This is a genomic window from Bacillus sp. MM2020_4, from assembly GCF_011250555.1.
Taxonomy (GTDB): domain Bacteria; phylum Bacillota; class Bacilli; order Bacillales; family Cytobacillaceae; genus Neobacillus.
This window is the reverse complement of the sequence record NZ_JAANMZ010000037.1, coordinates 1-24,541: the sequence shown is the minus strand read 5'-3', so window position 1 is coordinate 24,541 and position 24,541 is coordinate 1. Positions and strand designations below refer to the sequence as shown.

General features: G+C 41.5%; 18 protein-coding genes. 1 reads left to right on the top strand and 17 read right to left on the bottom strand.

Annotated features, from left to right (window positions below; translation table 11 throughout):
• Positions 1-121: 121 nt before the first annotated feature.
• From G6554_RS19105 to G6554_RS19075, 7 genes are all read right to left on the bottom strand, one after another.
• Positions 122-1,747 carry an ATP-binding protein gene (locus G6554_RS19105; protein ID WP_166244754.1) on the bottom strand — a complete coding sequence of 542 codons (1,626 nt, stop codon included), beginning with the start codon at positions 1,745-1,747 and terminating at the stop codon, positions 122-124.
• A 186-nt stretch (positions 1,748-1,933) separates the two neighbouring features.
• The gene (locus tag G6554_RS19100; protein ID WP_166244752.1) at positions 1,934-3,349 is read right to left on the bottom strand and encodes a sigma-54 interaction domain-containing protein; all 1,416 of its coding nucleotides are present in this window, start codon (positions 3,347-3,349) and stop codon (positions 1,934-1,936) included.
• A gap of 125 nt (positions 3,350-3,474) precedes the next feature.
• A complete protein-coding gene (locus tag G6554_RS19095) occupies positions 3,475-4,260 on the bottom strand; it encodes a 3-hydroxybutyrate dehydrogenase (protein ID WP_166244750.1) in 786 nt (261 codons plus the stop codon).
• Between the two features lie 30 nt (positions 4,261-4,290).
• Complete coding sequence (locus tag G6554_RS19090) at positions 4,291-5,727, bottom strand: GntP family permease (RefSeq protein ID WP_166244749.1); 1,437 nt, start codon at positions 5,725-5,727, stop codon at positions 4,291-4,293.
• Positions 5,728-6,199: 472 nt separating this feature from the next.
• Positions 6,200-7,666, bottom strand: coding sequence for a PstS family phosphate ABC transporter substrate-binding protein (locus tag G6554_RS19085; RefSeq protein ID WP_242692156.1), 1,467 nt, complete (start codon positions 7,664-7,666; stop codon positions 6,200-6,202).
• Between the two features lie 128 nt (positions 7,667-7,794).
• Positions 7,795-9,030 (bottom strand): Zn-dependent hydrolase, encoded by a 1,236-nt coding sequence (locus G6554_RS19080; protein WP_166244745.1) that lies wholly within the window; start codon positions 9,028-9,030, stop codon positions 7,795-7,797.
• Between the two features lie 205 nt (positions 9,031-9,235).
• Entirely contained in the window at positions 9,236-10,141 is a 906-nt protein-coding gene (locus G6554_RS19075) for a LysR substrate-binding domain-containing protein (protein ID WP_166244744.1), read from the bottom strand.
• 186 nt (positions 10,142-10,327) lie between these two features.
• On the opposite strand from G6554_RS19075, the gene G6554_RS19070 reads away from it, so the two are divergent.
• Positions 10,328-11,329, top strand: a complete 1,002-nt coding sequence (locus tag G6554_RS19070) for a YeiH family protein (RefSeq protein WP_166244790.1) — start codon at positions 10,328-10,330, stop codon at positions 11,327-11,329.
• 77 nt (positions 11,330-11,406) lie between these two features.
• On the opposite strand, the gene mglC is transcribed toward G6554_RS19070, so the two are convergent.
• The 10 genes from mglC to G6554_RS19020 all read right to left on the bottom strand — a co-directional run bounded on the left by mglC (position 11,407) and on the right by G6554_RS19020 (position 24,408).
• The gene (mglC, locus tag G6554_RS19065; protein WP_166244742.1) at positions 11,407-12,429 is read right to left on the bottom strand and encodes a galactose/methyl galactoside ABC transporter permease MglC; all 1,023 of its coding nucleotides are present in this window, start codon (positions 12,427-12,429) and stop codon (positions 11,407-11,409) included.
• A gap of 11 nt (positions 12,430-12,440) precedes the next feature.
• Positions 12,441-13,943: a galactose/methyl galactoside ABC transporter ATP-binding protein MglA gene (gene mglA / locus G6554_RS19060; RefSeq protein WP_166244741.1), complete on the bottom strand. Its 1,503-nt coding sequence runs from the start codon at positions 13,941-13,943 to the stop codon at positions 12,441-12,443.
• A 225-nt stretch (positions 13,944-14,168) separates the two neighbouring features.
• Positions 14,169-15,233 (bottom strand): galactose/glucose ABC transporter substrate-binding protein MglB, encoded by a 1,065-nt coding sequence (mglB, locus tag G6554_RS19055; protein ID WP_166244740.1) that lies wholly within the window; start codon positions 15,231-15,233, stop codon positions 14,169-14,171.
• Positions 15,234-15,475: 242 nt separating this feature from the next.
• A complete protein-coding gene (locus G6554_RS19050; RefSeq protein ID WP_166244739.1) occupies positions 15,476-17,068 on the bottom strand; it encodes a response regulator in 1,593 nt (530 codons plus the stop codon).
• Between the two features lies 1 nt (position 17,069).
• A complete protein-coding gene (locus G6554_RS19045) occupies positions 17,070-18,524 on the bottom strand; it encodes a sensor histidine kinase (RefSeq protein WP_166244738.1) in 1,455 nt (484 codons plus the stop codon).
• Positions 18,524-19,525 carry a sugar-binding protein gene (locus G6554_RS19040; protein WP_166244737.1) on the bottom strand — a complete coding sequence of 334 codons (1,002 nt, stop codon included), beginning with the start codon at positions 19,523-19,525 and terminating at the stop codon, positions 18,524-18,526. The genes G6554_RS19045 and G6554_RS19040 overlap by 1 nt, the downstream gene beginning before the upstream one ends.
• A gap of 118 nt (positions 19,526-19,643) precedes the next feature.
• Entirely contained in the window at positions 19,644-20,633 is a 990-nt protein-coding gene (locus G6554_RS19035; RefSeq protein ID WP_166244736.1) for a LacI family DNA-binding transcriptional regulator, read from the bottom strand.
• Between the two features lie 4 nt (positions 20,634-20,637).
• Complete coding sequence (locus tag G6554_RS19030; RefSeq protein ID WP_166244735.1) at positions 20,638-21,696, bottom strand: aldose epimerase family protein; 1,059 nt, start codon at positions 21,694-21,696, stop codon at positions 20,638-20,640.
• Between the two features lie 21 nt (positions 21,697-21,717).
• On the bottom strand, positions 21,718-23,205 hold the full coding sequence (gene galT / locus G6554_RS19025) for a UDP-glucose--hexose-1-phosphate uridylyltransferase (RefSeq protein ID WP_166244734.1): 1,488 nt from the start codon (positions 23,203-23,205) through the stop codon (positions 21,718-21,720).
• A gap of 27 nt (positions 23,206-23,232) precedes the next feature.
• Positions 23,233-24,408 carry a galactokinase gene (locus G6554_RS19020; RefSeq protein ID WP_166244733.1) on the bottom strand — a complete coding sequence of 392 codons (1,176 nt, stop codon included), beginning with the start codon at positions 24,406-24,408 and terminating at the stop codon, positions 23,233-23,235.
• Positions 24,409-24,541: the final 133 nt, after the last annotated feature.

Here is a 24,541-nt window from a genome sequence, read left to right as displayed (position 1 = left end):
AAACGTTTGATATGTAATAAATATGTCACCATGTTAAGAAATATACCAAGCTAAAAAAAGGTGTCAGGCACCGTCTGTGGACATTGTCCACAGACGGTGCCTGACACCCTTTCAACTATTATCAACTTGCTAACGGAAGTTTAATTTCGACTGTGGTTCCATGTTGGATTTGGCTTTTATAGGTGATGCTGCCATGGTGCTGTTTGAGTATTTTATGGCAGATCATGATACCAAGCCCCGTTCCCTTTTCTTTTAAACTGTAAAAGGGCTCGCCTAATCGAGGAAGCAATTCCTCGGGAATTCCATAGCCTTGATCTTGAATAGAGATCACGCACTCATCTAACAGTCCTTTATTCAAATGGATGTGCACGTCCCCACCATTCGGCATCGCCTCGATGGCATTCTTTAATATATTTAGGAAAACCTGCTTTAATTGATTCTTTTCAGCAGTAACAATAAGTGGAGCTTCCTCAAATTTCAAGTTAAATTGAATGTTATTCATAAGTGCCTGCGGTGCAAGGAGCTCGAGCGTATTTTCAATTAGCTCCCTAATATTTGTTCGGTCCAGTTGAACCGCTTGAGGTTTCCCTAATGTGAGAAGCTCGCTCGTAATGGCTTCAATCCGTTCTAATTCACTTAAGAGCAGGTCATTATATTCAATCGAACTATTTTCCGCTTTATACAGTTGGACAAATCCTTTTATTGTTGTGAGCGGATTACGGATTTCATGTGCCACTCCTGCTGCTAGTTCCCCAACAATTGATAGCTTCTCAGATTGCAAAAGAATTTCTTCAGACTTTTTCCGTTCAGAGATATCTCGGCTAATAAGCACAATGTTCTCGATTGCTTCTGTTTCTCCCCGAACGGGCATACAACGGGACTCAAATTCAATCCAATGCCCTTCCTTGTGCCTTAAACGAAATTCCATCGTTTGTGATTCTTTTTGTTCGAACATCCTCATAATGGAATTTCTAAACATCGTCACATCGTCAGGATGAACAATCTTACATAATTCAAACTTTTCCAGGTCACTGGTCGGGAATCCTAAAACCATCTCATGCGAAGGGGAGAAATAACTAATCGACTGCTCCTTATTCATCAGCATGATCAGATCTGATGTGTTCTCCGCGATGAGGCGATACTTTGATTCACTTGATTCTACCAGTTTGTACATGTCCGACAATCGATTATTTAGTCGATGCAGCTTCACATATGATTCAATAAGTAGAACCCCAACGATGACGCCTAACATGACAAATAAAAGATATTGAAGATGAAAGAAAGGTTCATCTCTAAATACGTGAAAAATAATTGGTACATTTATCACATAGATGACGAGATATGCCCCATATAAAATCATACATTTTTTTACTGCGGTAAGCTGTTTTGTAAACAAATGGATGAGAGAAAAAACAACCATAATGGTGGTCCAGCCAATAATTGCCGTGCTCCAATGACCACTTAAAAAAAGTCTTGAGATCAATGCGAAGATCCCCGTTATGAATCCTGAAACAGGTCCAAAGTAGGCAAAGACCAAAATAACCGGGGCATAGCGGATGTCGTAGGAATAATCTGCCTGCTGAAAAGATAACATGACGAGGATCACAGAAACAATTCCTCCGTATAATCCAACTCCCAAATGTACCTGTTTCAGTGGTTTAAGATTGATAAATGAACGGATGACTAATGGCGTGCTAACCAAAAGCGAAAATATCGAGAGATTAATAATGTAGTCTAAAAGAACCAACTGACTCCCACCCATACTTTGTCGAATTTGTCATATTATTCTCTCTTATCTTAAACTAGAATTATTACTATTTCTATAAGGAAAATATTCTTTTTATTAGTACCTTGGGTCCGGTTGACGCGGGAAGCAATATGAAGAAATTCACATAGCCTTCCATTGAACCTTTTATATGGATGTTAGTTTTCCCTAGTTAATATTGTACATTTTGCATTTCTCATAAAAACGGGTCTTCCCTATCTCCAAAAGCTTGGCCGCTTCCTGTTTATTTCCATTCGTAACGGTCAATGCCTGTAAAATGGTTTCTTTTTCAACCATGGCTAGCTTTTCCTTTAACGGTGTTATCGGTAACAGAACGTCATCCTCAGAGTTTTTACCACTCATATTCTTTAGGTCGCTTCCCTTCCATTCCTGATCCCGTAAATATAAGGGGAGGTGGGACACTTCGATTGTTTTGCCATCTAGAACATTAATAGCCCGTTCAAGCACGTTCTCAAGCTCACGAATGTTACCGGGCCATGAATGTTCCATGAGCCGTTGTTCCACTTCTGGAGAAATGGCAATCCCTTTACGGTAAAACTTCCCTGCTAACTTTTTCAAAAGGTTTATTGAAATGAGTGGAATATCCTCTTTACGTTCTTTCAATGGGGGGATCTCGATTTTAATGACATTTAACCGGTAATATAAATCCTGACGAAACGTTCCTTTCACTACCAGTTTCTCTAAATCCCTATGTGTTGCAGCTATGATTCGTACATCGACAGGAATGGCTTTTTGTCCGCCTACTCGCAGTACTTCTTTTTCCTGCAACACTCTTAATAGTTTACTTTGCATGGTGAGGGGCATATCGCCGATTTCATCAAGAAAAAGGGTGCCATTGTTCGCCAGCTCAAACTGTCCCTTTTTTCCGCCCTTTTTTGCTCCAGTAAATGCGCCGTCCTCATAACCGAATAATTCCGATTCTAGCAGATGCTCCGGAATCGAGGCACAGTTGATGGCAACAAACGGTAGTGTCCGGCGCATGCTGCTGCCATGGATGGCATGGGCAAACAATTCTTTACCGGTGCCTGACTCCCCTATCAGTAAAACAGAAGAGTTGCTGGCAGAAATCCGTTCTGCTAATTTTTTTGCAGCAAGAAATGGCGCACTGTTTCCAATTAAATCGTGAAAATGATATTTACCTTTTAAATCCTTTTCCACCCTTGTTTTATAATAGGTTAATTCATCTGCTAGATTTTGAATCTTTGTTTTATACATCTGCCATTCCTCAGGACTGCGAAACATAACGGTCCCTAAGGTGCCTACTATTTCCCCCTCCACTATTAGCGGAAAGCGATTTGCAACCATTTCACTTCCATTGATCGGATGAACGGCCGCCAGCTCTTTTTGGCCAGTTTTGGCGACGATGTGCATACGTGTGTTTTCAATCACGTCTTGAACAGGTCGGTTGACGGCCTCTTCCACGGTTGTTCCTAGAAACTCACAATACGCGTCATTTATATAAAGAATAATCCCTTCACGATTGGTCACAACGATTCGTTCAGCTAATAGATTGATAATTTGCTCGTGCCAACCCTGTGGTATCGCTTCCAATCCTATGTTCATCTACCCACACCCTTGCCACCTTAATTATGTTTATTATAACAAAGGACCATGATGAAATTATAAAATTAATAATTTTCACAAAAATAGAATCCTATTCAATGATTGAATAGGATCTCAACTTACGATTATTGTGCCGTGTAGCCACCATCAAGGATGACCGCTTGACCTGTGATCCCCCGTCCTTTATCACTAGCCAAAAAAACCGCATAATCAGCAATTTCTGAAACAGATAATAGCCTTTTTTGCGGAACAAGCGGCAAGAGCACTTCATCAATGACACTTTCCAAACTGACATTTCTTGTTACCGCTAAATCGGCTAATTGATTTCGAACTAACGGCGTATCCACATAACCTGGACACAAGGCATTAACGGTAATTCCGCTTGTTGCACCTTCTAGGGCAGCGACCTTTGTTAACCCAATCACCCCATGTTTTGCACTATTATAAGCTGCTTTACCCGCAAACCCGATGACCCCATTAATGGAAGCCATATTAATTACCCTTCCAGAACCCTGTTTCTTCATAATAGGAAAGACATGCTTTATACCGATAAATGGTGCAGTTAACATGATTTTAACAAGCAATTCAAATTTCTCCGTTGGAAATTCCTCAATCGGTGAAACAAATTGCATACCGGCATTATTTACTAAAACATCGAGGCTTCCAAAAGTTTCATAGGCTAATTGAATGCTATTTTTAAAAGCTTCCTCATTTGTTACATCACATGGTGCTGAAAGGACTTTGAACCCTTGCCTTCTTAATTCAACTGCAACTTGTTCACTTTTTTCTGTACTTAAATCAGAAATGACCACCTGTGCCCCTTCTTGTGCAAACGTCTTCGCCATTTCCAATCCTATCCCACTTGCAGACCCTGTAATAAATCCTGTTTTTCCCTCTAATGTTTTACTCATGGCTGCCCTCCTATAAATAGTAGACCTTCCTTAAATAATTCCAAATATCGTGTAAAGAGCGATAACAAAGAACACCGCTATTGTTTTAATAATCGTAACAGCAAAAATATCTCGATATGATTGCTTATGGGTCAATCCTGTAACAGCAAGCAACGTAATAACGGCACCATTATGCGGAAGCGTATCCATACCACCTGATGCCATTGCGACAACACGATGCATAACTTCTGGCGGGATATTTGCAGCTGCAATCGCCTGATTATACTTATCGGCCATTGCTCCTAAAGCGATCCCCATACCACCAGATGCGGATCCTGTCATTCCGGCAAGTGTACTTGTCGTAACCGCACCATTAACAAGCGGATTCGTGAACGTATCAGAAATACCGTCACTAATTTTCGCAAATCCTGGAAGCGCGGCAATAACACCGCCAAATCCATACTCAGCTCCAGTGTTCATCGTTGCGAGCAAGGAACCGCCAATGGCCGTATTAAGTCCTTCTTTAAAGCCCTTTGTTACCCTTCTCCAATCGTATAGAAGCGATGCAAGAATCCCGACAATCAGTGCCATTATAATAGCCCAAACCGCGGCAACGGATGCCACGTCAACGGAATAGGTTTTTAAGCCAATTGCTGAAAAATCAAACCCATTTGGATACCATTTAGGGATATAGGTAATAAAAAGTTTATTCGTTACCCCGACAAGTATGAGCGGAATAAAGGCAAGAATTTGTCTTGCTGCGGATTGCTTTGATGTTATATCGGGAACAGCTTCCATTTCTTCAAGCTTGATGTTTTCGGCTGCGGCGGCATTTTCAGCACCGAAGCCAAAGTAGCCCTCACCCGCTTTTTCTGCCTTCTTTCTTCTCGACTCTAGGTAAAGTAACCCGCAAGCTAAAACGAAAATAGCTCCAATAATACCAAGTGTTGGTGCGGCATAAATATCTGTTTTAAAGAAAGAAATCGGTATAACATTTTGAATTTGTGGTGTACCTGGTAATGCATCCATTGTGAATGTGAAAGCGCCCAATGCAATCGTACCTGGAATCAGCCTTTTCGGAATATTGGCCTGTCTGAACATTTGAGCGGCAAATGGATAAATGGCAAAAACGGCTACGAATAAACTTACACCGCTATACGTTAAAATCGCACCTAATAAAACAATCGTCAGCATGGCCCGTTTGGCACCTATCAGATGAACAATTGTTTTTGCAATGGATTCTGCAATCCCTGACATTTCCACTACTTTTCCAAAAATAGCTCCTAATAAAAAGACTGCAAAATAAGATTTAATGAACCCGACCATTTTTTCCATGAATACACCAGAAAAGAACGGTAACACATGACTTGGGTCAATGAGTAAAACCGCAAGCAATGCACATAATGGCGCAAATAGAATAACAGAAAACCCGCGGTAGGCAACGAAGATGAGCAGCCCAAGCGCCAACAGAATAACAAATAACCCCATGTACATCCCCCTTAGAATAGTGTTAATCTCCAGATATCACATCATCCGGTTAGAAAGCGTTTACAAAAGATATCACTTTAGTAAAAAGCTCTCCCCTTACTAATTTGCAAGTATCATGCCAACATAACATAATCCGATAATAAAGACCCGTTTTTCCTAATTCTAGCAATATATAAACATTTCTCCTATGAAAATAGGGATAAATATCCTATTTGCTTTCCTTTCTTTTGTCTACTTTCCTGGAATTCTCCTTTAGTTGGAATTCCGCAAAACCGGAAAATATCCGGTTTTGCGGAATAATTTTTTCGGTTTTACGGAAACGAAAAAAACAAGTGAAGTTCATTGCCTTTAGATCTACCTTCGCACGATGTATGCCAATAAAAAAGCGAGGAGCTGCTTTTAGCTCCTCGCTTTCCATTTCAAAATGTGTCCACCTGGGGAAGACAGGTGTTCATTTATGGTGCCTGACACCCTACTCACTTGCCCTACTATATCCAATTCTTTCAACAATCTCTTGACCCTGGGGTCCTTGCATCCATTCTAGGAAAGGTTTTATGGCCTGTTTTGGGTTGTCTTTCACCGTAATGGCGTAGAGGGAGGCGGTAAAGGGGTATTTCCCGCTCGCGATGTTTTCGGGATTTGGTTCCACTCCATCAATGGCCAGCAGTTTAATATTCGGATTCTTTTTCATCCCGGTTGCGAAGAAACGGAATGAAAAGCCAATCGAAATATCATAGTTACGATAATCAGCTACCTGTTCAATAATTCCACCCATCCCCTCAGGTACGTCCTCCTTTAGTGGCTTCATGATTGGGGTATCGCCCATAATTTTTTCTAAAAGTGTTTGGCTGCCAGAATTTTTTGGACGCTGAAAAGCAATAATTTTCTCTCTCTTCCCGCCAATCCCAGACCAATTTTTTACTTTTCCGGAGTAAATCTCTTGAATATCGGAAACTTTTAAGCTATTGACTGGATTACTTGGATTAACAAAGAAGACAAAGGCTTCCTTACCAATGGGCGTCATGACCAATTCTTTCCCATCCTTTTTCGCCATTTCCAGCTGTTCCTTCGATGGTATGGCACCAAAGTAAATATCTGCTTCCCCAGATAATAGACGTTCATAGGCATAAATAGTATTAGTAAAACTGACAATCTCCCCTGCCCTGTCCATCTCTTTTCCAATATTCTCATAGGCTGCGTTGGCAAATGCCGAGTAAACCGGAAAAGCCGCTTCTGCTCCGTCTAAAATCGGCATCTCGCTTGGGTTCTTAATGGTAAATGTCGATGGCGCCGCCAGCTTTGGCAACTTATTAGCTAGATTCGTCACCTCATATGGCGTTAAGTCTGTACTAGAGTAGCCGCCCCCATACTGAAAACCATAGGATGGTAAAACCGTCTGACTACGGTGCCATTGAACCGTTACGCCTGTGCCTATTGCAAGAAAAAAAACCAACAAAATTGGCACCAGCTGTTTCCGATTCATAAAGGGCCGCACCTTGATTATGATCGTTGTTATCAATACCCCGCCGAAAAATGCTAACTCGTAAGCTAGCGGTGCCCATAGAAATAATCTTCCTTCACCGGAAAACATCGCAAGAAAATAGATGGGTGCTAGTGCCAGGTGAAAAATGCTATAAAAAAGCCAGGAATTTGCCCCATAAAACCCACCGCTGATCAACATAAACACAGCCCATAAAAGGGCAGTGTAGGCAAGCGGCAAAAAGAAGAGTGTGATAAGTTCTGGCAATCCACCTGACCGAACTCGTCTTTTACTTATAAAAAGTCCCGCGAGAATACCGCCGGCACTTAGAGGCAGAAGTGCAGCCATTATGATATCATCTAGTCCCGAGCCCATTAACAAAAACGCAATGATTGACAATACAAGAGGTACCACACCAAAATTCAATAATAAGAGCCATAATTTTTCCCCCAACATCATCCGCCCTTTCAAAGAAAACGTCTATTTTATGGTGTAATTTTACACTATTATATGATTTTTTACAACTTTGTTTTTATAATAAAAAAAGACTCCTCCGCCAGGCGGAAAAGTCTGTTAGTGAAATTCATCTATGATTTTGATAACAATGTAAGCACAGTATCTAAAATGACATTAACCCCTTTTTCACAATCCTCCCAGCTTGTTAGTTCCTCTTCACAATGGCTTTTCCCATTAATACTCGGAACAAATAACATGGCAGTTGGGACGTAGCCCGCAATGAATTGAGCATCGTGCCCGGCACCACTAACCATTCTCTTATGAGAATAGCCCAGCGATTCGGCGGAATGCTCCAACAGCTGGCAAAGTCCTGGTTCAAACCAAACTGTGTCACGTTCCCATAATTTCGTCGTCTTAATCTCGCAGCCCTCGCCCACGCCTAAATGCGGCAGGCTTTGAATGAAGTTCTTAACGGTATCGACGATTTCCATGTCTTTGTGCCTTGCTTCAAGGGTAAACACAACCTTATTCGGGATAACCGTATGGATACTCGGATACACGTTTACTCGACCAATCGTAAAGACTAACTCTTCATCCAATACACCTAAACGGTTGCGGATTTCGTTAATTAAGTTATTCGTTGCAAACAAGGCATCCTTTCTCATCTTCATCGGAGTCGTCCCGGCATGATCCGATTCTCCTGTTACCTCAATTTCATAGCACGCCATTCCTACCACACATTCGACCACGCCAATCGTCAAGGCTTCTTTTTCCAAGATTGGCCCTTGTTCAATATGCAGCTCTAAAAAGGCACTAGCCTCCGTCAACCGATTCTCCACATCCCCCTCGTATCCAATGGCTTTTAGGGCCGCCTCAAAAGTAATTCCCTCCGAATCTACCTTTTTTAACATGGCAGACTTATCAAACTTGCCTGAAAGAACACCCGATGCCATCATCGAAGGTTCAAACCTTGCCCCCTCTTCATTGGTAAAGTTGACAATCGTAATCGGAATTTGCGGTTTAATTTGATGATCAATCAGTGTTCTAACGACTTCTAACCCGGTTAATACGCCTAAAACACCATCAAAGCGGCCGCCTTTTTTTACCGTATCCAAATGGGAACCGATCAAAATGGGCGGTTTATTTTCAATCCCCTCAAGGGTTGCGTACATACACCCCATATCATCAACTGTGACCGTTAAACCCAAGTCCTCGCAACAAGCTGTAAAGTAATCTCTGACTCGGCGATCCTCTTCTGACAAGGACAACCTTGTTACTCCATTGTTTTCTGTCCGACCAAAGTTTGCAAACCTTTCTAGCTCCTGCTGCAGTCTCTCTCCATTGATTACGAGCTTTTGTTTTTGCATTATTAAACACTCCCCTTTTTAAAAAAACTGATACTAAAGTGTGCTTAAGTATGTTTTCGTTAAATGTTTAATAAGGTGGAACGACGGTAGCAATAAAATATATGAATATTCAGTTAACATATTAATTATACACCACTGTCTAGGCCTGTCATTAGACAAAATATAAAACCTTTCCTATGAATTATCTTATATTGTGTAAGGGGGCTTAGATTTTCTTACCTTGCCCCGCTGAAGCTAAATATTCTTTCAGTATTTCAATAAACACTTTTAGTGCTTTTGTTTGAAAAAGCGATCGGGTAAGGATGGAAAAGTTCCGTTTAAAAGGCAGTCCTTTCACGTGCATTTCTTCCAAATAGCCATTGGTTAACTCCTTATTTAGCGCCCAGCGAGAAACTAAACTGATCCCAAGTCCAGCCTCAACTGATTCCTTAATCAGTTGTGTGCTCCCAAATTCCATTACTTTCTTCGGAGTAAATCCATTTATTTGAAACAGTTTATCTGCAGCCTCCCTTGTTCCTGATCCCTCTTCACGTAGGATCCACGTTTCAGCGGCTAGTTCTGAAAAGTGGATTTCATCTTTCTTCTTCAATAGGGGATGGTGGGGTGCAGCAACCATGACCATTTTATCTTCAGAAACGATTTCTATATTTAAATTATCATTCTTTACCACCCCTTCAATAATCCCAATATCTAATTGATATGAACTCACTAAATCGATAATTTCCTTTGTGTTATAAATCTTAATGGATGGGCTGATATGTGGCGACTGCAGCCTCATACTAGCAATAATATGCGGGAGGATATATTCGCCGAATGTGTAGCTCGCCCCAATTGTAATTGGACCGCTTGCGCTAGTTGTCAGATCATCTACTAGATAGTGCATTTTTGTATAGAGTGCTACTATTTCCTTGGCATGGTGGTAGACAATCTCACCGGCCTTATTTAAACGGACAAACTTATTGCTCCGTTCCAATAATCTTGTCCCGACAGCTTCTTCCAATGCCCGAATATATTGACTGACCGCCGGCTGTGTCATATGTAGTTCCTCCGCTGCTTTAGAAAAGTTTTCTTTTTCCACGACCTTTATAAACACATCTAAATGTTGATCCACCGTTTCGCCTCCATTTGTCTGTTCTATTTATATCCATTTGCTTATTATCCCTATTATATATCTTTATTTTACTTATACATGAATCAGGAGTATTCTAGGGAGAGAAAAATTAACTGAGGTGATAGTTTGGGGAGTGAAGGGGCAACAAAATTACCTTTGAACGAACAGGACTTCCAACAGCAAATAATGTCGAAGCCGAAGCCTTCCGGATGGTTATGGTTATCAGGAATCACCTTTACCATAGTGGTTGCGGCATTCGGTTATCTATTATCAAAAGCCCCTGGCTTTGATCATGTGGGGCCGCTTGCCTGTGCCATTGTGATTGCTGTCTTGTATCGGCAATTTTTTGGTTATCCTGAAAAATTACGTGCAGGGATTCAATTTTCTTCAAAACGGTTTTTACGTTTTGCGATTATTTTATACGGATTAAAGCTGAATATTGATATTGTGTTTCATCAAGGACTAGGTCTGCTTGCACGTGATGTAGGTGTCATTGTCTTCGCGATATTATTTACCATTTGGCTGGGGAAGTTGCTGAAAGCTGAAAGCTCTCTCATCCTGCTCCTTGGTGTTGGTACAGGAGTGTGCGGAGCAGCAGCCATTGCAGCCGTTTCACCGATCATCAAAGCAAAGGATGAAGATACAGCAATAGGGGTAGGAATTATTGCATTGACGGGAACTATTTTTTCCATTACCTATACGATTCTTAGGCCTTTCCTTCCATTATCAGCCATTCAGTACGGAATATGGAGCGGCATTAGCCTTCACGAAATCGCCCATGTCGCTTTAGCCGGTGCGCCGGCAGGTCCTGATGGGTTGGCCATCGCTCTTTTAGCAAAATTAGGTCGAGTGCTGCTGCTAATTCCGTTATGCTTTATCTTAATGTATTGGGTAAAAAGGAAAAGTGCTGGGAGCGCTGGGGATACAAGAATTGAATTTCCGTGGTTTCTGATTGGGTTTATTCTGATGAGCCTATTTGGAAGTTATGTACTTGGAAAATCCATTCCGGTATCGAAAACTGCCATGGATGGGGTTGCAAATGCCACAACCTTTATTTTGACTTCTGCGATGGTCGGTCTCGGTTTGAATGTAAGCTTACGCGACCTCCGAACGAAGGCTGCGCGGCCACTGATGGCCATGTTGATTACGTCTGTTATTCTTTCTGTTATTACCTATTTTATTGCTTAAAAAAGTTTAATAGAATACTATCAATTTGAAGAAAAAAGGGAAGCTTCCTAGTGGCAACTTCCCTTTTTTGCTCATTGCTATTTCTTTTTAGCGTGTTTGCGCATGTCGAAGGCTACAGCGACGATGATGATTAGGCCTTTTACGATGAATTGGATGTATGGGCTTACGCCTAGGAACGCGAGTCCGTAGTTGATGACTTGGAAAATCAACACCCCTGTGATAACGCCAGGGACGGTTCCAATCCCACCTGATAGGGAGACACCACCGACTACGCAGGCGGCAATCGCATCTAATTCATACATGTTACCTGTGTTGTTCGTTGCACTACCTACACGTCCAGCTTCAAGGGTACCTGTTAAGCCATAAAGAAGACCGGCAATCGTGTAGATGATAATTAGATACTTTGCGACGTTTACACCGGAAACTTTGGCCGCTTCCGGGTTGCCACCGATCGCATACATGTTTTTACCGAGCTGGGTTTTATTCCAAATCACCCAAATTATGATTGAAACAATAATGGCATAAAAAATGAGATATGGAAATTCATATTCCCCTAGTTTAAAACCGCGTTGTGCAAAGGTAGTAAACTTTTCGCTCAAGCCCCCGATAGGTTGTGCACCGTATGGCGGACGGTCGAAGTAAATCGAAGATAATCCGTATACTCCAATCATCATACCCAATGTCGCAATGAATGGCGGTACATGAAACTTCGAAACAATCACACCGTTTAAGGCTGCGATTAAGCCTGTTGCAAGCATGGCAATAATAATCGGGACAAACAGTGGTAATTCAGGTAAGTTGGGATACATTTTGTAAGCATAATCCCCAGCCTGCAGCATGGATGCCGAAATAACAGCGGCAAGACCAACCATCCGGCCAGCTGAAAGGTCGGTACCAGCTGTAATTAATATCCCGGCTACGCCAAGGGCAATAATGACCCTTGATGAGGATTGGGCTAAAATATTGATTAAGTTCGTCATCGATAAAAAGTCAGGAGATGCAAAGACAATCCCGACTACGAGAAGGACTAACACTACATATATGACATTATCAACAAGCCATTTAGATACATTTTCTTTATTTGAAGCCTTTGTGTTCATTCCATCGCCTCCTAGTACAATGCTGCTAATCGCATGATTTCTTCTTGTGAAGTAGAAGACGTCTCTACGATTCCAGCTGCTTTTCCATTACTCATGACTAAAATTCTATCAGTTACGCCTAAAAGCTCAGGCATTTCGGACGAGATCATGATGATCCCCTTTCCTTCTGAAGCTAATTGGTTAATAAGTTGATAGATTTCAAACTTTGCCCCGACATCAATTCCCCGTGTGGGTTCATCAAGCAATAATACATCCGGCTTCGTTAACAGCCAGCGTCCGATAATAACTTTTTGCTGATTTCCGCCCGAAAGGCTGCCAATCGACGTTTTTTGCGTAGGCGTTTTCACATTCATGGAATCGATGACCCATTGTGTATCTTCCTTCACTTTTCCGTCTGAAAGAAAGGGTCCTTTTCGATACTGGTCCATGTTGGAGATAATCGAGTTGAAGCTGATGCTTAACTCTGGAAAAATACCAGTCGATCTTCGTTCTTCTGTTACAAGGGCAAAACCGTTTTTGATGGCATGCTGTGGCGATAAATTTTTTACCATCTTGCCATTCAATTCAATCGTTCCGGATTTCAACGATCTCATGCCAAAGATGGATTCCAGCACTTCCGTCCGTTTCGAGCCAACAAGGCCGGCTATTCCTAAAATTTCGCCCTTCCTTAACTCAAAGCTTACCTCTGAAAAAGAAGGCTGTGTTTCCGCCGTCAAATCAGATACCTTCAGGATCATTTCTCCCGGCTTGTTTATTTTTTCAGGAAAGCGCTGTGATAAATCACGTCCCACCATCAACTTGATGATTTCATCTGTGGTTAATTCCTTGGCACTTTTCGTGGCAATATACTGACCGTCACGCATGATCGTCACTTCGTCGGAAATCTTCAAAATTTCTTCCATCTTGTGTGAAATATAGATGATGGCCACATTGTCGCTCTGCAATTTCCGAATGATGGTGAACAAATGGTTTACCTCATTCTCCGTTAAGGATGATGTTGGTTCATCCATAACGATAATTTTTGAACCGTACGAGACGGCTTTCGCAATTTCCACCATTTGCATCTCCGAAACCGATAAGGTGCTCACCTTACTGCGGGGATCAATTTGAATATCTAATCCTTTGAAAATCGCCTTTGTGTCCTCATACATTTTCTTCTCATCAATGAAGACACCTTTTTTCGGATAGCGCCCAAGCCAAATATTATCCATGACATTGCGCTGCCTTACCTGGTTTAATTCCTGGTGCACCATCGAAACGCCATTTTCAAGGGCCTGCTTAGAATTAGCAAATGCTACTTCTTTTCCTTCAAAGAGAATTTTGCCTTCATCCATCGAATAAATCCCAAATAAACACTTCATTAAGGTTGACTTTCCTGCCCCGTTTTCGCCCATTAAGGCATGTACGGATCCAGCCTTAACCCTGAGTGAAACATTATTAAGGGCGACGACGCCGGGAAATCGTTTGGTGATACTTTGCATTTCAAGTAAATTGGTTGTTCTCGATTCAGACATGTGCGAACCTCCTCGCTTACCCATTTAAAAAATATGAGACTTTGAATAGGAGTCCCATATCTATTGTAGTAATCTTTTATTCAGTCATTGTCCCGCTTCAGGTCGAAGCAATGCCCCGAACGAAGGAAAAGCAGAATCTTTTCCTTTGTTCGAAGCGCGCCAGAGGGCCAGCATTTGGCAGCCCTCGGACCGGCGCTTCCTCTCAATCTATGCTTTTACTAAAACTTATTTATATGCGTCTTTACCAACTTGAATATTATCTTTTGTTACCTCAACGTAAGGAACACGAACGGCTTTCTTATCGTCAAGCTTCCACTCAGTTCCATCTAATACGTCCTTACCGTTTGCAGCATTTGCAGCAAGTTCAACAGTTGCTTTTCCTTGGTTTTTCGCATCATTTAAAATAGAACCGACCATTTTTCCTTTTTCAATCATATCAAGTGCCTCTGGAATCGCATCAACACCCACTACAGGCATAAACTTGTCACCAGAGAAGTATCCTGCTTTTTCAAGTGAAGCAATTGCTCCAAGTGCCATACCATCGTTATTGGCAATGACAAACTCAATTTTTTCGTTGTATTTTGCTAACCAAGCATCCATTTTTTCAGTTGCTTTCGTTGCATCCCACATTGCCGTATCCATTGCTAACTCTTCTACTTCGATACCTTTTTGCTTTACTGTATCCACAGCAAATTTCGTACGAGCTTCAGCATCTGGGTGCCCTGGCTCCCCTTTTAGTAATACGTATTGAAGTTTTCCGTCTTTGTTTTTATCATACTTATCTTTGTTTGCTTCCCATGCCTTAGCGATTAATTCACCTTGAAGGACACCTGATTCTGATGAGGTTGTTCCAACATAGTACGCTTTATCATAGCCACTTAATACGCTTGCATCGGGCTCTTTGTTAAAGAAGATAACTGGAATATTCTTTGGCTTCGCCTTGTCCACAATCGTTTGCGCTGCTTTTGGATCCACTAGGTTAATAGCTAACGATTTTGCCCCTTTAGCAATAAGCGTATCTACTTGCTCAATTTGTTTCGCTTGGTCATTTTGCGAGTCATTCAGCATCAGTTTTACTTTATCTTTTGCGGAATCTTCCATGGCACGGCGTACGTACGACATGAAGTTGTCATCAAACTTATAGATCGTTGCCCCAACAGCAGGAAGATCGCCGCCATCCTTACTCTTACCAGAATCTGAACCGCTTGTTGAACTGCTGCAACCAGTAGCTAATAGAATACTAGATGCAACCGTTAAAGATAAAATTAACCCCTTTTTCTTCTTACCCATGTTATCAATCTCCTTTTTCTATTTAGTAAAGACCCTGGTAAGCTGCTTTTCAAACCGCTTAACGTAGCCTCCCTGTAAGCCCTTACACATATGGTAACATCGGTGTCGTCATTACAATAGTTCCAATCAATAGCACATTTTTGTGAATATCTAGATTATTTTGTAATCGTTTGCAATAAAACTGTAATATTGGTGAAAAAAAACGACCAACCCGTATTATAGCGAATTGGCCTTTGGAAAGTTTAACTTACTGTTACTTTTCGGTATTCTGTTGGTGATAATCCTGTTGTCTTTTTAAACACTCTACTAAAATAATTGGGATCCTTGTACCCTACTGAATAGCAGATTTCCTTCAAACTTTTCCCTGAATCGGCCATTTCCCTTTTGGCATGATTGATTCTGATTTCCGTTAGATAATCAATAAAGGTCATCCCAAACCGGTCTTTAAATAACTTGCTTAAATAAAACGGGCTAAGCTCCACATATTCGGCCACTAATTCCAAGGTAATCGAATCATCATAATGATGTTCAATATATTCCTTTGCCTTATGAAGCATTCCCTTTGCATGATTGTTTCGCCATACCTGGACCTGCTGGACGATTGACACGAGATGGGATTTCCCCTTTTCGAACATTACCTGGATATCAACAGATTCATTATCTACCATTGACCGTTCATTGCTGATTCCTAGATCATGAAGCATACGGGAAATGAGAATAAACAATTCATCAAATGACTTTTTCACCATTGGTGCTTTGACCTGCGGGTTATCTTTAAGGGTGGTCACAAACGTATCAAAGGTTAATAAAACCTGATTGACATCTCCTTGCCGGACCGCATCTAATAGCTTTTTCTCTATTTCAAGGACACCTGATGCCGAAGCAACTTCCGTAGGAAGGGACCCTTGTTTTTCGCAAAAGAAATATTTCCGATTTGGCATGTTTAACAGCTGTCCAAGTGCTAAAACTGCTTCATGATAGGATTTATGTAGCTCATTGGCATGGTTGTAAGGGAGACCCACACCAATCCTCAAATCACAATTAAACTGTTCCTGATTGAAAAGAGTAAGCAGATTTTCAATGAATGACTGTGCATTTGATCGAAAATGTAGCTTTTCCGTTGCTTTTTTATATAAAAATAAAACGGGTACCTGTCCATCCGTGATTGGTCCAATCATGACCTGATATTTTTTGACTATTGACTTAACGGCAGCTTTAACCCATGAAAAACAGGTCTGTTTTTCAGTTGGATAAAGTTCTGTGTTTCCTGTTGCCTGAAAAGAAAAGAGCATGACATGCCCAGAAATGATTTCAACCCCTAACAGCTGTCCCCATTCATCAAATGTCATATCTTCAACCTGATTCATCAGGAGGGAAGTAACCCACTCTTTTTGCGCAATGGAAACAGCCCGTTCCAAATTCTCCCGCAGGCTTTGCTGCTCTTCTTTCTGGCGGCGTTCTTCTAGAATTTCGCCCGAAACGCGCTCTACGGCCGCAAGAATATCCTGTTTACTGCTTGGCTTTAACAGATATTCCTTTACCCCCTGCTGCATGACTTCTTTGGCATATTCGAACGTGTTAAAGGCTGAGACCATGATAAACCGTATGCCGGCATCTAGTTTTTTGATTTCTTTGACTGCTTGGACACCATCAACACCGGGCATTTTTATATCCATAAAAATGATGTCAGGCCGGTGCTGGACAGCCATTTCAATCGCCTTTCTCCCATTTGGAGCCTCTCCAATCACGATTACGTCTTCCCCGGAGGTGTTTATTATTTTCGTTAATGCTTTTCTTTCAAGGACTTCATCATCCACAATCAGGATTTTCAACAAGTTAGCTTCCTCCTTTTACCACATTCGGAATCGTCAGTCTAAAATTGGTGCCCTTTTTCAACTCTGATTCAATTTCGACAATGTCGTTCCGTTGGTAAAAGAGCTGAAGCCGTCTAATCACATTTTTTACACCAATACCAGTTGAGTGACCCTTTGATTTTTCAGGTTCGTATACCTCTTCCGAGTCTGCCCCTTCGACATATGTGAGCAATCTTTTCTTCGTAGCCTCATCCATCCCATCCCCATTATCAATCACTTCTACATGGATTCGATCTTGCTTGCGGTAAATGCGGAGGCGGATTTCAGCATTTTCTTCAAAGGATTCAACCCCATGTATAAAGGCATTTTCAACTAGCGGCTGAAGAATGAGGCTTGGTATTTCAGTATCTAAACAATTGTCGTCGATGTCCGTTGCAAATTCGATCCGTTCGCCAAATCTTGTTTGCTGAATAAAAAAGTACTCCTTCACAATCCGCACTTCCTCTCTCAATGTAGAGGCTTTATTAAAATCACTGAGATTATAGCGCAGAAGGGCTGCCACTGATACAATCAAACGCGATGTCTGTTCCGCTTCTTCTAAATACGCCATCTTTGAAACTGTATTCAATGTATTAAACAAAAAATGTGGATTTATTTGATTTTGTAAGCTGCGTAACTCCAATTCTTTTAACAGCTTGTCTAATTCTGACTTTTGTTTAATTTCCGTTACAAGCTGTCTAAGATTCATACGCATTTGGTTAAACGTCTCCGTTAGCGGCTTTAGCTCGTCCTTTGTCGTAATTTTAATATCCGCTCCCGACAAATTTCCTTTGGAAATTTCCTTCGCAGCCCTAGATAATAGACTAATCGGCTTCGTGATTCCACCGGAAATCCATAACGCCAGCAACGTGCTCAGAAAGAAGGCCGCGGCAAACAGTGAAATGGACATCAGTTTATAATAATGGCTTTGCTTTTCCATCTGGTCATAGAAGTTTTGGTAGTCCGTTAATTTATTATTTAATAGCGCCAATGTACTCTCCTGCAGGAAAGAAGCAATTTTTAAGACTTCATTAAAATGATCCGAATAATGGTTAATATCATCTTTTTGGAAAGCCCCTACGGTTGCATCACCTTCATCTAAAAAACTATCAATCATATTTTTATAGTTGATGAGGGTTATATCATTGGTATTCATTTCTTGATAGAGTCTCTTTTGATCCTTAATCAGCTTGATCTTTTCTTTGCGATAATCTTTCAAATAAGATTCTTCCTTATCTAAAATATACGCATGCAACTTTTCGGTCATGACATTTGTTCGTTGTGAGATATCATTTAACAGCAGAAATTGTTCAAAGCTATCGTCATATTCATTCAAAAGTTTTTCACTGCTATTGTAAAAAATGAACCCAACAGAAGTTAATAAAACTACGAGAACGATAAAATAAAGGAGCAATTTCGATCTGATTCGAAATAACATTATTGAATCTCCTCCATTCGTTCCCTAGAAGCGGGCGGTAAATCTTCTACCCTTAGAATCTTGGTATTTGTATGGATAACGGAGGGTACCTTTTTTCCTTCAATATAATCAATCATCATTTTCACTGATTCATAGCCCATCTCAAATGGCTCCTGAACAACAGTTGCATCGATGACCCCTTCACGAATATATTTTAGCGTTTCCGGCAAGGTATCAAATCCCATGATATAGATGGGGTCGTTCTTCCTATATTTCTTGACCACTTGAGCAATTCCTATCCCGTCAAGGGCACTTGTCCCGTAAAATGCATTGACTTCGGGGTGTTCCTGCATTATTTGATAAGCCTTTTCCGAAGCTTGGACTCTACTAATTTCTGATTCTTGTATATCGATGATATGAATATCCTTTTCTGACTTTACTGCATCCTGAAAACCCTGCACCCGCTTAATCTGATGATTCTTATAAAAGCTTCCCGTAATAATCGCAACATTTGCCTTTCCCTTTGTATCAGCCACAAATGCCCTCCCGGCTAAATAACCGGAATAATAATTGTCTGTTCCGATATAGGCCATTCGTTTACTATTGGAGGCATCGGTATCGACTGTGATGACAGGGATCCCTTCCTCAATGACCCGATTAATTAACGGTGTAAATTGATCGTCACTCAATCCTTGTGTCATGATTCCATCTACTTTCGATGCCGCTGACATTTCAATCGTTTTTAAATGATCCTCAATATTGGCTTGCTTCGGCCCCACGTATTCCAGCATAACCCCATAATCCTTTGCCGCTGCCTTTGCCCCCTTCTCGACAAGTCGCCAATATTCATTATCAAGCTCCTCCGGGATCAGAACAAAATGATAATGATACGTTTCTTTCGGCTTTTTCTCGCTTGGCAAGTCATGGGTCACTACCTTAATGCCGTAGTAGATCGAAAAGGAGAAACTCACTATGAAAAATAACACCCCAAACGTATAGGCCGTAATCGATAATTTGCTCATAAAAAGTCTCCAATCCCTCTGCACATGTAACCGCTACCAACCTAGATACAAACATTATACGAAAAATCCCAATTTTCGACAATAACAAAAACCCACCAACTATTTGGCGGGCTTTTGGTTAAAAACTGCTATTTCGAATGACAAGTTTGGTGGCAATAAAGATTTTTTTGGCAGTCTTTCTGCCATCAACTCGTTCCAAAAGAGTATCCACGGCTGTTTCGCCCATGAGTTCCGTATACACCTTGACCGTGCTTAAGGATGGGTAAACGTATTTAGAGATACTGATGTCGTTGACTCCGATGATGTTAACCCTTTCCGGAACCGCGATCCCTTCCTCCAATAGGGCTCTAAGTGCACCGACGGCAATCGAGTCATTCCCGGCAAAAAAGGCAGAAGGCAGATTTTCACCATGCTGCTGTATGGCCCTGCACATTAAGGAATGACCATCATCAGCGGAAAAGGTTCCACAATACATAAGCGCTTCATTTAATAACCCTTTCTCTCCTAAATAGCGCTTGAATGCCAGTTCCCTTTGATCCTCAATGATAGAGGTCTTGTCCTTAAAGCCTTCTCTCCCGCCGATATAGCCGATTGTCTCATGGCCTTTTGCAACAAAGTGTTCCAGCACCTTCTCAGTTGCCTTTTCAAAATCAATGACGATTGAATCAAACTGCTCCTCATCAGGTGAAGAATCGACAAAGACAATATGATTAGCAATGGAATGGAGCTCTTTAACTTGGTTTTCACTAAACTTTCCAATCGCGACCAGCCCTTGAACCTCATCACTCTTCAGCATTTCATAGTTATCCTGAAAGTACTTATCTAATTGAAAGCCCAGTTGCCGGCACCGATTTTCTACGCCAAGACGGATGGACATGTAGTATAAATCCTCAAGTTCTTCTTTTTCGGTGTACCACTGCAGCAGCGCAATCTTCCCGGACTCCTGTTTGCGCACTGGTTTCTTCTTATACGAAAGCTCCTCTGCTGCTTCAAAAATCCTCTTTTTCGTTTCGTCGCCGACAGAAAGCGTCGTGTCATAATTCAACACGCGGGATACAGTCGCAATCGAAACACCCGCAAGTTGGGCAATATCCTTAATTGTAGCCATTCAATCAATCTCCTATTGTGTTAGCAAAAAAACGATATGTTGTTGTGGAATAGTATACTTCCTTCGGCTGTAAAATAACAGACGGAAACTCGGGATGATGAATGGCATCAGGGAGTCCTTGTGTTTCAAGGCAAACACCTAAATAATTTCTTGCACGAACACCCGCGATCGAGTAAGGAGCTTCTAATTGATTTGATGTATAGAGCACCACACAGGGCTGATTCGTTGTGACTAACATGGTTCGGCCGCTTTCCTCATCACTTAATATGATTTGATTTTCACCCTCTTTTGTAAACATAAGCGGATGATCATACCCGCTCCCGACCAGGACATTCTGTGGATGTGTTGATTTCTTTCCCGCGCTTAACCAGCGGCCGTGTTGAAAATCAAATGGAGTATTCTTCGAATTCAACACTTTCCCCGTTGGAATAAGATCGGGAGCCAGCTCTAAAAATCGATCACTATCCAGCTTTAGAACATGTTCAGAACAGTCTCTTTTTAAATTGCCGCTAAGATTAAAGTAGGAATGATTGGTCAAATTGACGATGGTCGTTTGATCTGTTGTTCCTTTAAAGGTGGTCATGAATTCGTTTTTATTATTTAAAAGATAGGTGACGGTCGTATCTAAATTGCCAGGGTAACCTTCTTCACCATTTGGACTATGGTATACAAATTTCACACCAACTGCATTTTCTTCTTGTATGAATTCCGTCTTCCAAATGACTGAACTAAAGCCTTTTTTCCCGCCATGTATGTGGTTGGGATGCTCATTGTCCGCAAGGAGGTACTCTTCACCGTCCAGTTCAAACCTGGCATCTTTGATTCTTCCCGCTACTCGGCCAACAACCGCCCCGAAGTAGGGGGACAATTCTACGTAATCCTTAAACTCTTCAAATCCAAGCACCACATTTTCAAAGTTGCCGTGACGATCAGGGACAATGATCTTTGTAATCACACACCCGTAATTTAGACAATTGACAGTCATCCCTGAATCATTGACAAGCGAATATTCCACGACAGACGTACCTTCATAGTTTCCAAATACTCTTTCTTCAACTTTCATTTATACTCACTTCCTACCTTTTCATAATGACTTGATAAAGCGCAGGAACCCAGCTGCTCCCTCTTCATCACGCTTAAACACACCGGCGTCCTCTAATACTCTCAAAAACTTCTTCCCTACTTCTTCGCGCACAACCGCTTCCACATTGGCTTCATTAATAACTGCCTGATAGCATGCCTTTAATTCTTTTGCCCACTCCAAATGATAGTCGGCAACTTGTGCATCGGCCCTTCCTAGGATGAACCTTTCTACCTCTTCAAGTTCCACCTTCAAACGAGCCGGTAAAACGGCCAGTCCCATCACCTCAATTAAGCCAATGTTTTCCTTTTTAATATGATGTACATCTGAATGAGGATGGAAGATCCCAAGTGGATGCTCCTTATTTGTCCGGTTGTTACGAAGGACCAAATCTAGTTCAAACAGATCACCATTCTTCCGAGCAATCGGTGTAATCGTGTTATGCGGCACCGCACCAGTTTTCGCGAAGATACCTACCGTTTCATCACTGTAATTTTTCCATGTCGCTAAAATATGTGCTCCCGCATCTACAAGTGCTTCGACATTTCCAGAGCGCAGACGAATCACCGACATTGGCCATTTGACAACGGCACACTCCACTTCCGGAAAATTCCCGATTGTAAACGTCCAATCCTCAACAGCTTTCGCCATTGCAAATGGATAATTCCCGCCTTGATAATGCTCATGCGATAAAATCGAGCCGCCAACAATTGGTATGTCCGCATTGGATCCAAGAAAGTAATGCGGAAATTTCTCAACGAAGGATAAGAGTCTTGCAAACGTCGCCGGGCTGATCTTCATATCCGTATGTGTTTCCGATAACACAATACAATGCTCGTTATAGTAGACATATGGAGAATATTGCAAAAACCAATTCTCCTCCACTAAATCCACCCGAATCATTCGATGATTGGAGCGGGCTGGGTGGCCGATTCTTCCCGCATATCCTTCATTCTCAATACAGAGGAGGCAGTTCGGGTAGTCCGTTTTTTGGACCGCACGCTCCATTGCAATACTTTTTGGATCCTTTTCCGGCTTCGATAAATTTATCGTAATATCTAAATCGCCATATTCCGTTGCAGTCTTGTATTCGATATTTTGACGAATTCGCTTCATCTGGATATAGTTGCTGTTTTTACTTAACTCATAAAAATACTGTGTAGCCTCATAAGGCGCCTGTTTATATTTTTCGTAAAAAACCTGATTCACCATAGAAGGCCTGGCCATAAAACAGTTCATGATTTTACTAGCAAGGATTTCCTTTTCATCAAAAATATCCTCAATGATTCCTTGTTCGCAGGCATACCCGACAATTTTCTCAAGCAGGTCTGGAATATCCAGCCCCTTGCCCGCAGCAACTCCCGTTTCCTTATATTCCTGTAATTGAAGTAACCACAAAACTTGATTCCGGGCATATATTTCATCTTCCGGTTCAATTAATTGAGTGGCAAGTGCTTGTGTGATTAATTGGTGGATATATTGAAATATCATCCTAATCCCCCCGATTCTTAGTCATTATTAGGAACCTAGCTCAATTTCTTTGGCCCCGTCACCAATGCTGGCAACATAAAATTCAGCCTCGTAACCAATCCTTTCAAGATACACAGCACCCACATTGGCAATAAACGGTTCAACTTCTTCGTTCTCCACGACGGCGATGGCACAACCGCCAAACCCAGCTCCTGTCATTCTTGCCCCTACTACTCCGGGCTGCTTCCAGGCAGCTTCCACGAGTGTATCTAGTTCCTCCCCAGTTACCTCATAGTCGTCTCTTAGTGAAATGTGCGATTGGTTCATCAATTGGCCAAACGCCTTTAGATTTCCAGCCTTTAATTCTGCTAATGCCTTCAATGTTCTTACGTTTTCATAAACCGCATGTTTTGCTCGCTTGCGGACCGTTTCATTAGGTATTAATGATTGGTTTTCATCAAACTCAGACTCTGAGAGCTGTCCAAGTGCTTCAATTGGAAGTCTTGGCTGTAGCTGTGCTAGTGCCTCTTCGCATTCCGCTCTGCGTTCGTTATATTTAGAATCCGCTAACTCTCGGCGCTTGTTCGTATTCATGATGATGATTTTGTGACTTTCCAATTGAATCGGTGCGTATTCATATGTAAGCGTCTGGCAATCTAGTAAAATACCTGCATCCTTTTTACCCATTCCAACTGCAAATTGATCCATAATACCGCTATTAACACCAATGAATTCATTCTCAACCTTTTTGCCCAGCTTGATGAGATCAATCCGAGGAATCTCCAAACCAAAAAGTCCGGCAACAAGGACTCCCGTTAATAGTTCAATCGAAGCAGAAGATGACAGGCCAGCTCCATTTGGAATATTGCCCTTGATGACGCACTCAAAGCCTGTTGGAACTCCATACCCTGCTTCAAGAATGTAGCGGATCATCCCTTTAGGATAGTTCGCCCAATTGTGTTCTTTATCATAATCTAGTTGGTTTACATTAAACTCAATAATCCCTTTATCAGAAATATTTTCCGAGTACAAGCGGATTAGTTGATCCTCACGCTTCCTCGCAACCGCATAGGTTCCGTACGTAATTGCACATGGAAATACATGACCGCCATTATAATCAGTATGTTCGCCAATTAAATTTATCCGGCCCGGAGCAAAGAAAGCACGCTCTGGTGAAGTTTTAAATATTTCTTTAAATGTTGTGATTAGCGCTTTAACGTTCATTTTCATATCCCTCCAATGAATGTAATCCCTTTCACTTTTATGAAAAGTTACTACCGTCCTTAACACTATTTTACTTCTGATGATAAAATCATTCAATAATTTTACTAAAATTTTTACTAAATTTTTTATAAAA

Excerpts from the sequence above, each read along its gene's own strand:
- mglC (WP_166244742.1), bottom strand. The coding sequence starts at position 12,429 with ATGAACACAAAGGCTTCAAATAAAGAAAATGTATCTAAATGGCTTGTT.
- mglB (WP_166244740.1), bottom strand. The coding sequence starts at position 15,233 with ATGGGTAAGAAGAAAAAGGGGTTAATTTTATCTTTAACGGTTGCATCT.
- G6554_RS19090 (WP_166244749.1), bottom strand. The coding sequence starts at position 5,727 with ATGGGGTTATTTGTTATTCTGTTGGCGCTTGGGCTGCTCATCTTCGTT.
- G6554_RS19035 (WP_166244736.1), bottom strand. The coding sequence starts at position 20,633 with ATGGCTACAATTAAGGATATTGCCCAACTTGCGGGTGTTTCGATTGCG.
- G6554_RS19040 (WP_166244737.1), bottom strand. The coding sequence starts at position 19,525 with ATGAGCAAATTATCGATTACGGCCTATACGTTTGGGGTGTTATTTTTC.
- mglA (WP_166244741.1), bottom strand. The coding sequence starts at position 13,943 with ATGTCTGAATCGAGAACAACCAATTTACTTGAAATGCAAAGTATCACC.
- G6554_RS19020 (WP_166244733.1), bottom strand. The coding sequence starts at position 24,408 with ATGAACGTTAAAGCGCTAATCACAACATTTAAAGAAATATTTAAAACT.
- G6554_RS19085 (WP_242692156.1), bottom strand. The coding sequence starts at position 7,666 with ATGATGTTGGGGGAAAAATTATGGCTCTTATTATTGAATTTTGGTGTG.
- G6554_RS19045 (WP_166244738.1), bottom strand. The coding sequence starts at position 18,524 with ATGTTATTTCGAATCAGATCGAAATTGCTCCTTTATTTTATCGTTCTC.
- galT (WP_166244734.1), bottom strand. The coding sequence starts at position 23,205 with ATGATATTTCAATATATCCACCAATTAATCACACAAGCACTTGCCACT.
- G6554_RS19070 (WP_166244790.1), top strand. The coding sequence starts at position 10,328 with ATGTCGAAGCCGAAGCCTTCCGGATGGTTATGGTTATCAGGAATCACC.
- G6554_RS19100 (WP_166244752.1), bottom strand. The coding sequence starts at position 3,349 with ATGAACATAGGATTGGAAGCGATACCACAGGGTTGGCACGAGCAAATT.
- G6554_RS19030 (WP_166244735.1), bottom strand. The coding sequence starts at position 21,696 with ATGAAAGTTGAAGAAAGAGTATTTGGAAACTATGAAGGTACGTCTGTC.
- G6554_RS19095 (WP_166244750.1), bottom strand. The coding sequence starts at position 4,260 with ATGAGTAAAACATTAGAGGGAAAAACAGGATTTATTACAGGGTCTGCA.
- G6554_RS19080 (WP_166244745.1), bottom strand. The coding sequence starts at position 9,030 with ATGCAAAAACAAAAGCTCGTAATCAATGGAGAGAGACTGCAGCAGGAG.